Raw genomic sequence first — 13,401 nt, 5'->3', positions numbered from 1 at the left:
CGAGTCGCTTGATTGATAGGGCTAACTGGTTTTGGGGAATCATCATGCTGCCATCTATTGTTATTACGGTTTCCATTTCGCGCGAAGTGGCCAACGTCTATGGGTTTCTGGTTAACCCGTTTAACTGGCCGCAATGGGCGTCCGGTTTGAGTCGGGGAATCCGGCACGAGAACGGCATCTGGTACGCCGATTCGCCCAGTGGGGAGCTACCGGTGCGGTTCACGCCCGCCAACGAATACGGCGTACTGGATCATTACATCAGTCCGGCTGGCGTTCCAGCGGCCGGTGTGCCGGAGGTTTACGTGCCGTTGAGGGTGGTGGCTAACGATGATGGTAGTGACGTGATCTTGACCTTGTTTCGCCAGCCGGGCATGAGTGATGCCGACTTCAAGCGCGATCAGGACTGGGTGCAGCGTGATCTGGCCACGCTGAAACAGGTGCTGGAACAGTGAGCTTGCCAGGCCAGTAAAGTGTCCATGCTTGCGGGCCTTTGAGGCTGGCAGATTCCGTTGGTCCGCAATGATTCAAATACTTTGACGTGTGTATCGCGCCGGTATCGTTACATTTCACGCTGGCTAAATCACTTTGAAAGCACGCAATTACGATTGATCGCAGGTAACATCCCCCAGTCAACAGTCAGGCCCTCAGACTTATAAAAACGATGAAATTACAAAAACGAACGACCCGCATCATCGCGATTGCGGTGGTGTTGCTTGTGCTGGTGTTCGCCGCACAACATTTTCTGTTCAAACCCGCCAAGCCCCAATTTTTGACCACACCGGTCAGCCGCATGGATCTGGAAGACACCGTGCTGGCCAGTGGCACCATCAAACCGATCAAGCAGGTGAGTGTCGGTGCGCAGGTGAACGGCCAGCTCAAGTCGCTCAAAGTGGCGTTGGGTGATCGGGTTAAAAAAGGCCAGTTGCTGGCCGAGATCGATCCAGTGCTGCAAGAGAATGACTTGCGTAAAGCCGAAGCGGGCCTGAATAACGTTCAGGCGCAGAAGGTCTCCAAGCTGGCGCTGCTCAAACAATATGAGCTGGCGTTACAGCGCCAGCAAACCATGATCTCCAGCGACGCCAGCGCGCGCGCTGATCTGGAAAGCGCGCAGGCGCAGGTGGATTCCACCAAAGCTGACTTGGCCGCACTCGATGCGCAGATCAAGCAATCGGCGGTGGATGTGGATACCGCCAAAGCCAACCTGGGTTACACGCGCATTACCGCGCCCATGGATGGCGAGATTATCTCGATCGTTACGCAAGAAGGGCAGACCGTGGTGTCGGCCCAATCGGCGCCAACCATTCTGATCATGGCTAACCTCGATACCATGACCATCAAATCGCAGATTTCCGAAGCGGACGTGGTGCGCGTCAAACCGGGCCAGCCGGTGTATTTCACCATTCTGGGCGCGGCGGAAAAACGCTTTAGCAGCAAGTTGCGGGCAATTGAACCGGCGCCAGAATCCATCAGCACCGAAACCACCACCACAACGACCACCACAACCAGCGCTGTGTATTACAACGGGCTGTTTGACGTACCCAATCCGGGCCACGTATTGAAGACATCAATGACTGCGCAGGTGTCGATTGTGCAGGGGGAAGCCAAACACGCGTTGGCGATCCCGGTTACCGCGTTAGGCCCGAAAGGTGCCGATGGCAGTTATGAGGTGCGCGTGCTTGGCAAGAACGACATGCCGGAAACGCGCAAGGTGAAGATCGGCCTGAATAACAACGTCAACACGGAAGTATTGAGTGGCTTGAGTGAAGGCGAGAAGGTCATCGTGGGCGACACCACCACGCTCAAGGTCGCCGCCTCGCAAGACGATCATCGCGGCCCGCCGCCAGGGCATTGAGATGACGCGTCAACAAGCTAAAACGGTAGCCCGGATGAAAGCCGATTCTCGGCACTTTTCCCGTTCAACGGATAAACTTCGTGAGAATCCGGGGAATACGGCCCTCATTATGCGAGGTCGTTTCATATTTTCCATCATCGCTTCCCGGATTGCGCTTTGCTTCATCCGGGCTACAAAGGTGCGTCCAGCAGGCGTGCGGGGTATGGCATGACTCAGGAAACCCGCAAGGCGCTGCTGGAGCTGACGCATCTGGAGCGCCGCTTTCCCGCCGGGGAAGAAGAGGTCACGGTCCTGAAGGACGTGAACCTGACCATTCATGCTGGTGAAATGGTCGCCATTGTCGGCCAATCCGGCTCCGGCAAATCCACGTTGATGAACATTCTTGGCTGCCTGGATCGGCCCTCCTCCGGTAGTTACCGGGTGGCCGGGCGCGAAACGCGTGAGCTGGAAGGTGATGATCTGGCCACGCTAAGGCGCGAGCACTTTGGGTTCATCTTTCAGCGTTACCACCTGTTGCCGCATTTGAGCGCCGAGGAAAACGCCGAAATCCCCGCCGTATATGTGGGTACCGACAAACAGCAACGCCGCGCCCGGGCGCAGGAACTGTTGCGGCGGCTGGGTTTGTCTGACAAGACGATGCATCGGCCAAGTCAGTTGTCCGGTGGTCAGCAACAACGCGTGAGTATCGCCCGCGCGCTTATGAACGGCGGCGATGTGATCCTGGCCGATGAGCCCACCGGCGCGCTCGATAGCCGCAGTGGCGAAGAGGTCATGGCGATCTTGCGTGAGTTGCACCAGCGCGGGCATACGGTGATTCTGGTCACGCACGATATGCAAGTGGCCAGCAACGCGGAGCGCATCATCGAGATTCATGACGGCGAAATCATCGCTGATCGCCGCAACGAGCAAGCCGCAGACCCGGTGAAAGTGGTGCTGGAAAAGCCGCTGACACACCGGCAGAACCTGCTGAACGCCAATTGGGGGCGCTTTGGTGAGGCATTCAAGATGGCCTGGATTGCCATGGCGACGCACCGCATGCGCACGCTGCTGACCATGCTCGGCATCATCATCGGCATTACGTCGGTGGTGTCGGTAGTGGCGCTGGGGCAGGGCGCGCGGCAGAAGGTGATTGATGACATCAGTTCCATCGGCACCAACACCATTGATGTCTTCCCCGGTAAAGGCTGGGGCGACGACAAGGCCAGTTCGATTCGCACCCTCACGCCCAGCGACTTGGCCGTGCTGCAATCACAGTTCTTTATCGACAGCGTCACGCCCTCGGTTTCTGGCAGTGAAACACTGCGTTACGGCAACGTCACGGCAACGTCCTCGGTTAGCGGCGTGGGCGAACAGTATTTTCGTGTGCGCGACATGAAAATGGCCGGTGGCGTGGCGTTTGGCGCGGATGAAGTCCGCCGCCAGGCGCAAACCGTGGTGATCGATGACAACACTCGCAACAAACTCTTCAAAACCTGGGAAAACCCGGTCGGCAAGGTGATTTTGGTCGGCAGCTTGCCTTGCACGATTGTGGCGGTGGCCGAGAAGAAAGAAAGTGCGTTTGGCAGCAACTCCAATTTGCAGGTGTTCATCCCCTACACCACGGCGATGGGGCGGTTGTTGGGCCAGCAGTATTTCAACAGCATCACGGTGCGGGTGCGCGATGGCATGCCCAATGATCTGGCCGAGCAAAGCCTGACCAAAGTGCTGACCCTGCGCCACGGTACCACCGACTTCTTTACCAATTCATCGGACAGCATCCTCAAAACGGTGGAAAAAACGACCGGCACGCTGACGCTACTGATCTCGGCGATTGCCGTGATTTCGCTCATCGTGGGCGGGATCGGCGTGATGAACATCATGCTGGTATCGGTCACTGAGCGCACGCATGAGATTGGCATTCGCATGGCGGTCGGCGCACGGCAGAACGATATCCTGCAGCAGTTCCTGATTGAGGCCGTGCTGGTTTGCCTGATTGGCGGCGTGATAGGCGTGTTGCTGTCTTTCGGGATCGGCGTGGTGTTCTCGATGTTTGTCTCGGTGATGTCGATGAAATTCTCGGTGGGCTCGATTGTGGCGGCCTGCGTTTGCTCGACGCTGATTGGCGTGATCTTTGGCTTTATGCCCGCCCGCAACGCGGCCCGGCTGGATCCGATTGAAGCGCTGGCGCGCGAATAATGATGAAAAACTCAATGAAACGAACGTATATGGTTCCACTCACCGCGCTGGCGCTCACCTTGGCGCTCGCCGGTTGCGGCAGTGCACTGCGCAGTGATTACCAGACTCCTGGCGCGACCTTGCCAGCACATTGGGTCAATCCGGCCACCACCGGCAGTGAAGTGGCCAGCCAGGATGCCTGGTGGAAAAGCTTTAACGATCCGCAACTGGATGCGCTGATCGACAAAGCATTGCGCACCAATAACGATCTCGCCGCCGCCACCATCAAAGTACGCGAAGCGCGTTTGCAGGCTGGTTTGACTGATACCAACCTCACGCCTGCTGTGACTGCAGGGGTGACCGGCAGCGCCGTCAAAAACCTGCAAAACGGCGGCCCGACCACCAAGGCTTACGGTGCTAACGTCGCGCTTAGTTATGAGATTGATTTGTGGGGACGGCTTTCGAGCCTGCGCGATGTGTCGCAATGGGAAGCGACTGCCACCGAACTGGATCGCCAGAACACCGCGCTGGCGCTGATTGGCACTACCGCCCAACTGTACTGGCAGATTGGTTATCTGAACCAGCGCGTGACGTCGGCCCGGGAAAGCATCGATTACGCCCAACGCACGCTGGATCTGGTACGCGTGCAGCATAAAGCCGGGCAATCAAGCGGGCTGGATGAAGCGCAGTCGATGCAGAATCTGGCAACGCAAAAAGCATCGCTGACCAGCCTGGTACAACAACGTGAAGAAGCCCGCAACGCACTGGCGATCTTGTTCAACCAGGCACCGGAAAACCGCGAAACAGAAATCACCGCTTTGCCCACTGGCGCACTGCCGGACGTACCCGCTGGTGTGCCCGCCGATGTTCTGTCGCGCCGCCCGGATCTGCGCGCTGCCGAAGCCCGCTTGCGTGAAAGTCTGGCCAGTGTCGATGCCACCAAAGCCAGTTTCTACCCGGCTTTCAGCCTGACCGGTAACGTGGGCACCGGCAGCACCAGCCTGGGCGACGTACTCAAAAATCCAATCGGCACGCTCGGCGCTGGTTTGACGCTGCCGTTCATTCAGTGGAACACCACGCAACTGACGATCAAGGTCTCGCAAGCGCAGTACGAACAAGCCGTGGTCAACTTCCGTCAGACGCTTTACTCGTCCCTGGCCGACGTAGAAAACGCACTCTCGGCCCGCACCCAGTACATGGCCGAAGGCGAGCAACGGCAGATTGCCTATGACTACGCAGTGAAGGCAGAAAAGCTTTCCGAAACCCGCTACCGCGCCGGACAAACCGGCGTCAAAGACTGGCTGGATCAGCAAGAAACCCGTCGCTCGGCGGATATTACGCTGGCGGAGAACCACTACAACCAATTGGTTAATTTGATGACGCTGTACAAGGCGCTGGGTGGGGATGCGCAAGCAGGCTCATAGGCGGTGGACAGCCTTGGGGTCGTCCAGAGGCAGGATGGATTCATCCCGATAATCCGGGAAGCTTTGCACTGTCATTCCCTCGCTGGCGGGAGTCCAGTTACAGCGCGGGAACGGGCGATTGCACTGGCCAGGTTAACTGGGGGCCAAAGATTTTTTTTGGGTTTCTGCGAATATTGCCGCCGGATTCCCGCCTGCGCGGGAATGACGAAGTAGAGAAGCTCCCACGCACCTTTTACCCGATTCACCAAGGCAATTCTCACTTCATCCCCACCCGCAACACCCCGCTCATATCTTCATGCCCACTGCCGCAAAACACATCACACAAAAATGGCACTTCGCCGGGTGGTAACGGTGGCAGTGTCAGCCGTGCGGTTTGGCCGGGGACGAGGTCGGTGCGCAGTTTCAGATCCGGTAGATTGAAGCCCATCACGATATCGCTCACGGTCAGTTCCAGAATCACCGTTTGGTGCGCCGGAATATCCAGCGTGGCGGGCGTGTAGGTAAAGCGGCGCGCGCTGATGCGAAATACGGGTGGCTCGGCAGCGCGGACCAGTCCCATGGTCGAACCGGTGACCAGTGCCGTGAGCGTACCGCGTAAAAACAGGCGTCGATCAGGCATGTTCAAGCTCCTGTGACTGGCAATTCAGTTAATGCGGGCGTCGAAGTCGTAACGCGCTCGGCCACTTCGCGATAACCCAAGCCGCGATAAGGCGCCGTTACATCCCACAGCACGGGCGTACGCTGTGGCTGCGAGCCCGGAGCGGGCAGCGCAAACATCAGGCCGTGTGCGGCGTGGTGGGCGATGTGGTCAGTCATGTGATGGTGTTCCTGGTGGATATGGCCGTAGAACACAGTCACGTTTTGATAAGGCATCAGCAGCGCCAGTGCCTGGTCGCCATCCGCCGTGGCCCAATCCCACCGCGGGTATAAATCAAAGAGTGGGCGATGAGTAAATACGACGATGCGCGCATCTTTAGGCTGTCCGGCCAGATCGGCTTGTAACCAGGCCAGTTGATCTGCACCGATGCGGGCGTGGGCGTCGCTGACATTATCAATAACGATGAAATGCACGCCTTTATGATCGAAGGCATAGTGGGTCGCGCCAAAAAACTCTTGGTAGGCCGCCCCATTGTCGAGCGACGCGTCGTGTTCGCCGGGCATGTAATGCACTACCGGCACGGTGATGGTCGATGCCATTTGTTTGAACTGCGTGAGACGTTCCCGCCGTACTGCCGGGTCTTCACTGATATGGGTCAGGTCGCCAGTAAACACCACAAAATCCGGCGGCGGATTGAGTGCGTTGACTGCGGCAATGGCCTTGGGCAACGTGCCTGTGGCATCCGGGTTCACTGCTGGTCCTTTAAAGCCCCAGTGGGTGTCGGACAACTGCACAAAATAAAAGTCGGACTGGGCCGCCATCTCGCCACCCATCCCGGGCATGGCACAGCCCGTAACCAGAATCACACCGCCCAGCCCGGCCAGCTTGAGAAACAAGCGGCGGTCGATTGCGTTTTGCATGATCATCACCTTTGCTGTGTATTGGTCCGGACGGCATATCTGGACGCTCTGATGTGGTAACTGACCTATGCAAAAAAATATTCCCCGGTATTTGAAATAAATACCGGGCCAACGCGGTTTACACGGTATGAACCAGCCCATGACCGTTGATAAAAAAACACGTTTTGAACAACTGGCATTGCCGCATCTCTCCAGTGCCTGGCAACTGGCCCGCTGGCTGGCGCGCAATGACGCTCAAGCCCAGGAAGTGGTGCAAGAGGCCTGGTTGCGCGCATGGCGCTATTTCGACGGGTTTTCTGGTTCGCTCATTGAAACCCGAGCCTGGTTGCTGACCATCGTGCGCAACGCGTTTTATGACAGCGTGGCGGCCCAGCGCCCGCACGATTTGCTGGATGAGTCCGGCCCTGAAGCCGTTGACTGGACCTTCAACCCGGAGCATATGGCAGAGCGCGCTGACGCCAAGCGTGTGATTGAAGATGCCTTGCGCCAGTTGCCCGTGCCTTATCGAGAAGTGCTGGTGTTACGCGAACTAGCGGAGTGTTCTTATCAGGAAATTGCCCGCATGACCGGCTTGCCGCCAGGGACGGTGATGTCGCGATTGGCCCGCGCCCGCGCCATGCTAGCCACCATTTTGACCAACAACCAAGGGACAACGCGATGAATCATCAAGAAATCCAGGCGCGTTTGTCCGCTTTGATCGACAACGAATTGCCGCCCCAGGAAGTCCTTGTCGTGGAAAGGCATCTGGCCGATTGCGCGGAATGTCGACAGGCGCATACCGCGATGTTGGTCATGCAAAACTGGCTGCAGCGCGACGCTTTTCAGCCACTGCCGGCGGAGTTGGCTGAGCAATTGTCGGCTGAGGTTGACCGAACGCCGCAGCAACAGCCAGAGCCACCAAGGGTAGCGCAGCAGACATTACGGCCTGCCAATCGCACGCGGACCAAGTGGTCTGGCTGGTTCTGGCCTGGTTTTACCGGGTTAGGCGGCGCGCTCGCAGGGGCGTTGTTGATGTTCATGTTGTTGCCTCAGCCGCCATCGTCCCAAACCCAATTGGCACAGGAAGTTCTTTCCGGTCATATCCGGGCGCTGCAGGCGGCACATCTATCTGACGTGATCAGCACGGATCAACATACAGTGAAGCCATGGTTTGCTGGCAAGCTGGATTTCTCACCGCCGGTGCACGATCTGGCGAGCGCCGGTTTTCCGCTTGCGGGTGGGCGGCTGGATTATCTGAATCATCGGCCCGTAGCGGCATTGGTGTATCGCTACAAGCTGCACGTGATCAACGTATATGTGTGGCCAGCAACTGAAGTGGCAGCCAATGCCACGCCGTTGGTGCAAACGCAGCAGGGCTATCAGCTATTGGCCTGGAAACAGGAAGGAATGAATTGCTGGGCGGTATCGGATTTGAATGCGGCGGATTTGCAGCGGTTTGCCGGATTGTTGAGAGCGGCCGGGGCAACTTAGTCTCTCATTTGCCACGAACAGGCAACTGAGCGCAGCCAGTCCAGCGAATAGCTTACCGCGCGTTCTAATTAATTGGATTAGACCTCGGCGGTATTTGCTGGGCAAAAAGGGTTTGTGTCCGAGTCAATCAGAATGGCCGCTTTGTTCTGGCGTCAGCAATAAAAAAACGGGCAATCAGCCCGTTTTTTATTGGTCGTCATCCAGACTGGATGGACGATGCAGATTACTTCAATTGCGTTTGCAGCTTGCTCAGAATGTCGTAGACGATCTTGCTGTCCACTGGCTTGCCATCCTTGCTGGTGACGGTAACCTTGACCAGGTTGAGTTCTTGCTTGAGCTGAACCTGGTATTCCGGTTGAGCGACAGCCTTATCGACCGGTTTGGATTTCCAGAACGCCAGCTTGCTGGTGAGGCTGTCTGTTTGTTCCTTGCCGATATCCGATTCCGACTGGTGAACGTAGTACTGGCCTTCGGTGCGGTTACGGTCAAATACAACGTAACCGGTGCGGTCCAGTGCCAGGCCAACACGACGCCATGTGCGATCGTAAGTATCGCTCACGGTCAGGGCGGTATTGTTGTCAACCAGTGTAGCGGCATCCGGAACCTTGACCGGGGTTGCGACCACTTGCTGCGCTTGTTGCACAGGCATGCCGAATTTCTGCAGCAACATGGCCAACATCTGTGCTTCCAGCTCCGGATCTTCCGGGCGTGGTGTCCAGACGGTTTGCATGTTACCGATACCGGTGCTGGTGCCTACGCGTTGATCCGAACTGCCGGTATCTTTGTAGACTTCCTGCATACCCTGGTGGGTCAGGTAGATTTCAGTAGTGCCAGGTTCTGTGCCTTGTTCTACACGGGTACGGAAGCGATCCAGCAGGCCGGTGGAAACAATACCGTCAGCCAGTTTGCGCAGCACCTTGGTAACGATATCCTGCGGCAGATTGGCACGGTTTTCTTGCCAGTCTGTTTCCATAATGCCGATGGACGGATTGTCGCTAGTCAGCAAGAAGCCGTTGTCCAGCCAGAACTGGCGAATCTCTGGCCAGAGTTTGGCCGGATCACCTTGCACAACCAGCCAGCGTTGCGAACCAGCTTGAACCAGCTTGGCGCTCTCGTTCTGCGGCAAAACAGTGGTTTTGGTAATCGGCTGCTGAGTCGTAGCTACCGGCGCTGCGGCAGTACCACTGGCTGCGTTGGCGACCGGTGCTGCAGGTACAACAGCCGCTGCCGCTGGTGTTGTCCCGGCAACGGTTTTGCCCGGTACAACGTAATTGTTGGTGGAGTTCGGCGCAGTCAGATCCGGCGGAACTTCGAGCGAGTTGCCCGAAAGGTTGTCGCTGCCAGAACGATAATCGACCTTGCTCTGGAAGGGCATCTGGTCTACAGAAGTGCAACCGGCTGCCACCAAAATGGCGACAAGGGGCATCAGGCGAAACACGTTTTTCATGAGCGGATTCTGTGTCGGGTGATTGTACGGTTCTGGATTACTGCAAACCGGCGGCTTGCAAGGCGTTTCGCACTACCGGTTGTGCACTTTCAGAGAGGCGGGTAAGCGGAAGGCGGATGCCGCTGCCAATCAAACCCAGTTCTTCAAGTGCCCATTTGACCGGAATCGGGTTGGCTTCGACAAACAAATATTTGTGTAAATCCTGCAGGCGATCATTAATGGCCCGCGCGTCGGCAATACGGCCGGCGCTCGCGGCAACGCAAAGATCATGCATCTGGCGTGGAGCGACGTTGGCCGTCACCGAAATCACGCCATGTCCACCCAGCAGCAAAAATGCGATCGACGAAGCGTCGTCGCCGCTGTACAAGCCAAAACCGGCTGGTACGCGTTTGATCAGGTCAGCTGCACGTTCCAGATTACCCGTAGCATCTTTCAGTCCGATGATGCCAGGGATCTGGGCCAGGCGCAGAACGGTGTCATTGGCAAGGTCGGCCACGGTACGCCCAGGGACGTTGTAAAGCAAAGTGGGCAACCCGGACTCTTCTGCGATGGCTTTGAAATGCTGGAACAGGCCTTCTTGAGTTGGCTTGTTGTAGTAGGGGACAACCGACAGGCCACAATATACGCCAGCTTCTTTGGCTTTTTTCGACAGGTGAATTGCTTCGCGTGTGGAATTGGCGCCAGTGCCAGCGATGACCGGAACCCGACCAGCTGCCTGTTTTACAACTACGCGAATGATCTCGATATGCTCTTCAACATCAACGGTAGGGGATTCGCCGGTGGTGCCCACAGCGACAAGCCCGTCAGTACCTTGCTGAATATGCCAGTCAACGAACTGCCTCAAACGATCAAAATCAAGAGCGCCGTCGTCCTTCATGGGTGTCACGAGCGCAACCAGACTACCTGTCAGCATGTGCAATTACCTGTTATGTCTACTGGAGTTCGTCGACGCAGGATACCCGCTGCCGGCGATTGTGCAAGCCGCCATTCTAACCGAACGCACGAGCGCGTGGAATCAAGAGTGTATAGCGAGTGTATGTAAGGGCCGGATCGCCCCGGGCCGACAGCGGGTCCGGGCAGAAGGTGGTAGTTCGCAAAATCGCAAAATTTAATCTCATGCCCCGAAGTTTCTGCTTTCTGTACCGGTTGCAAGGCAAGTTGTGTCAGCAAAAACTTGCTTAAAAACAAAATGGAAATCGCATTTGTTGCGTAAGTTACACGGCGTTATATAGAAGTCAAAAGTTATAAAGGCGGTAAAACGCCAACATTGCCAGAGGTGGAAATGAAGGGCCGATTTATACAGAAAACAGTTGTAAGCCGCGCCATTCATGTAACAAAAAGCATTCTGCTTCAATCAGTTGTCCTGATTGATGTGAATACTTCTCCTGCCTGACATTGCACAGGGCATAGCACAGTGGAATAATCCGCCAGGGTTTACTTGTACCCTGGAAGCGATTACAACATCATAAGGTGCTGTCTTGTGCAGCCTAATTTCTTATTATCATTTTAAACAGGAGGCAACATGAACTTGCTGGGCGGATTGCAGAGGTTAGGCCGCTCCTTGCAGCTGCCAATTGCGACGCTGCCAGTGGCCGCATTGCTATTGCGGCTTGGACAGCCAGATGTGTTCAACCTGCCATTTATTGCTGAAGCGGGTGGGGCTATCTTTGGCCAATTGGCGTTGGTGTTTGCCATTGGTGTTGCAGTGGGTTGGTCGAAGGATGATGCAGGTGCAGCTGCACTTGCGGGTGCGGTGGGTTATCTGATTCTCACCAAAGCCATGGTAGTGATCAATAAAGACGTCAATATGGGCGTGCTGGCCGGTATTCTTTCCGGTTTGATCGCGGGCGTCATGTACAACCGTTTCCATACGATCAAGCTGCCAGACTGGCTCGCTTTCTTCGGTGGCAAACGCTTTGTGCCGATCATTACCGGTTTGACGATGCTGATACTGGCATGGATTCTGGGCTATGCCTGGCCACCGGTTCAGGGCGTTATCAAAGACGCCGGCGACTGGATGGTTAGCGCGCATGCCCTGGGTGCTGGCGTATTCGCAACCGTTAACCGTTTGCTGATCCCGACCGGTCTGCATCAAGTGATCAACGCGATCGCATGGTTCCAGATTGGCGACTACAGCTATCTGAAAGATGGCGTGCAAACTGTTGCTCACGGTGACTTGAACCGCTTCTTTGCTGGTGACGTGACTGCCGGTCAATTCATGGCTGGTTTCTATCCAGTAATGATGTTCGGTCTGCCAGGCGCCGCTTTGGCCATGTACCTTGCTGCACCAAAGAGCCGTCGCGCTGTTGTCGGTGGTCTGCTGTTCTCGGTGGCATTTACTGCCTTCCTGACTGGCGTGACTGAGCCGCTTGAGTTCCTGTTCATGTTCCTGGCTCCTGCACTGTATGTCGTGCACGCTGTGCTGACAGGTGTTTCGGCTTACATCGCCACAATGCTTGATATCCACGCTGGCTTCTCGTTCTCTGCCGGTGCAATCGACTTTGTGTTGATGTCCAAGCTGCCTGCTGCCAAGAACGTCAGCCTGCTGCTGATCATGGGCGCCGTCTGGTTTGTGCTGTACTTCGTGTTGTTCACCTTGTTCATCAAGTGGTTCAACCTCAAGACTCCAGGTCGTGAAGACGAAGTGGAAGCCCCTACAGGTGCGGGTGCTGTTCCAGCAAGTGGCGATATCGCTGCGCTGGCTAGCTCCTACATTGGTGTAGTGGGTGGTGCTGCAAATCTGACAGGCATCGACGCTTGCATTACACGTCTGCGTTTGACAGTGAACGATTCCGCAGTGGTAAACGAAGCGGAAGCCAAGCGCCTGGGCGCCTCGGGCCTGATTCGCCTGAACAAGCAAAACGTTCAGATCATTGTCGGGCCAAAAGCCGAGATGATCGCTGATGGCATGCGTCAACTGGTAGGCAAGCCTGCTGCGGTTGTTGCTGCTCCGGCGGTGGCTCCGGTTGCGCCAAAAGCTGCAGCCCCGGCTCCCGTAGCGACCGCTCCTGTTGTAGTGCCGACTTCGGCCAAGGGTCTGGTTCTGCTGGCTCCGCTGACCGGTAATATCGTGCCGCTGGAACAAGTTCCGGATGCCGCGTTTGCCAGCAAGGCTGTGGGTGAGGGTATTGCGATTCAGCCAACCGGCAAGTTTGTGGTTGCTCCGGCAAGCGGTACGCTGGTCAAGATCTTCAACAGCAATCACGCGTTTGCGCTGGTAGCAGATAGCGGTGCGGAAATCATTGTCCACATCGGTATCGAAACCGTGAAACTGGCAGGTCAGGGCTTTACTCGCCTGGCTGAGCAGGGCGCGCATGTGAATGCCGGTGATCCTGTGCTTGAACTGGATCTGGAATACCTGGCTGCCAACGCCCAATCGCTGATCAGCCCTGTTGTGATCAGCAATTCGGATCAGTTTGCAGGTCTGGGTGATCTGGCTAGCGGTACTGTTGAAGCAGGCAAGACGCCACTGTACGTGGTGCTCAACAAGTAATCATCTACTCCGGTTGGCTCGCTAGCCGGAGTTTGACTGATTC

Annotated in this window: 11 protein-coding genes; 7 read left to right on the top strand and 4 right to left on the bottom strand. The window is 56.5% G+C overall.

Going from position 1 to position 13,401, the window contains the following annotated elements; genetic code table 11:
* The first annotated feature begins 44 nt into the window (after window positions 1–44).
* From N7220_RS02200 to N7220_RS02185, 4 genes are all read left to right on the top strand, one after another.
* Entirely contained in the window at window positions 45–452 is a 408-nt protein-coding gene (locus N7220_RS02200) for a hypothetical protein (protein WP_283149842.1), read from the top strand.
* 209 nt (window positions 453–661) lie between these two features.
* A complete protein-coding gene (macA, locus tag N7220_RS02195) occupies window positions 662–1,852 on the top strand; it encodes a macrolide transporter subunit MacA (RefSeq protein ID WP_283149841.1) in 1,191 nt (396 codons plus the stop codon).
* Window positions 1,853–2,059: 207 nt separating this feature from the next.
* Window positions 2,060–4,027, top strand: coding sequence for a macrolide ABC transporter ATP-binding protein/permease MacB (macB, locus tag N7220_RS02190; protein WP_283149840.1), 1,968 nt, complete (start codon window positions 2,060–2,062; stop codon window positions 4,025–4,027).
* 14 nt (window positions 4,028–4,041) lie between these two features.
* Complete coding sequence (locus tag N7220_RS02185) at window positions 4,042–5,430, top strand: efflux transporter outer membrane subunit (protein ID WP_283149839.1); 1,389 nt, start codon at window positions 4,042–4,044, stop codon at window positions 5,428–5,430.
* A 256-nt stretch (window positions 5,431–5,686) separates the two neighbouring features.
* On the opposite strand, the gene N7220_RS02180 is transcribed toward N7220_RS02185, so the two are convergent.
* Window positions 5,687–6,049 (bottom strand): cupredoxin domain-containing protein, encoded by a 363-nt coding sequence (locus N7220_RS02180; RefSeq protein ID WP_283149838.1) that lies wholly within the window; start codon window positions 6,047–6,049, stop codon window positions 5,687–5,689.
* A 2-nt stretch (window positions 6,050–6,051) separates the two neighbouring features.
* Window positions 6,052–6,948: a metallophosphoesterase family protein gene (locus N7220_RS02175; RefSeq protein ID WP_283149837.1), complete on the bottom strand. Its 897-nt coding sequence runs from the start codon at window positions 6,946–6,948 to the stop codon at window positions 6,052–6,054.
* 139 nt (window positions 6,949–7,087) lie between these two features.
* Here N7220_RS02175 and N7220_RS02170 point away from each other — a divergent pair, with 139 nt between their 5' ends.
* Both N7220_RS02170 and N7220_RS02165 read left to right on the top strand, forming a co-directional pair.
* On the top strand, window positions 7,088–7,609 hold the full coding sequence (locus N7220_RS02170) for a sigma-70 family RNA polymerase sigma factor (RefSeq protein ID WP_283149836.1): 522 nt from the start codon (window positions 7,088–7,090) through the stop codon (window positions 7,607–7,609).
* A complete protein-coding gene (locus tag N7220_RS02165) occupies window positions 7,606–8,418 on the top strand; it encodes an anti-sigma factor family protein (RefSeq protein ID WP_283149835.1) in 813 nt (270 codons plus the stop codon). The genes N7220_RS02170 and N7220_RS02165 overlap by 4 nt, the downstream gene beginning before the upstream one ends.
* A 223-nt stretch (window positions 8,419–8,641) precedes the next feature.
* Here N7220_RS02165 and bamC read toward each other — a convergent pair whose 3' ends face one another.
* Complete coding sequence (gene bamC, locus N7220_RS02160) at window positions 8,642–9,865, bottom strand: outer membrane protein assembly factor BamC (RefSeq protein WP_283149834.1); 1,224 nt, start codon at window positions 9,863–9,865, stop codon at window positions 8,642–8,644.
* 37 nt (window positions 9,866–9,902) lie between these two features.
* Entirely contained in the window at window positions 9,903–10,778 is an 876-nt protein-coding gene (gene dapA / locus N7220_RS02155) for a 4-hydroxy-tetrahydrodipicolinate synthase (protein ID WP_283149833.1), read from the bottom strand.
* Between the two features lie 609 nt (window positions 10,779–11,387).
* Here dapA and nagE point away from each other — a divergent pair.
* A complete protein-coding gene (gene nagE, locus N7220_RS02150; RefSeq protein ID WP_283149832.1) occupies window positions 11,388–13,358 on the top strand; it encodes an N-acetylglucosamine-specific PTS transporter subunit IIBC in 1,971 nt (656 codons plus the stop codon).
* Window positions 13,359–13,401 lie beyond the last annotated feature (43 nt).

The sequence above is a fragment of the Silvimonas soli genome (assembly GCF_030035605.1).
In the GTDB taxonomy this organism is placed as follows: domain Bacteria; phylum Pseudomonadota; class Gammaproteobacteria; order Burkholderiales; family Chitinibacteraceae; genus Silvimonas; species Silvimonas soli.
This window is presented reverse-complemented; position numbering and strand designations above follow the sequence as displayed.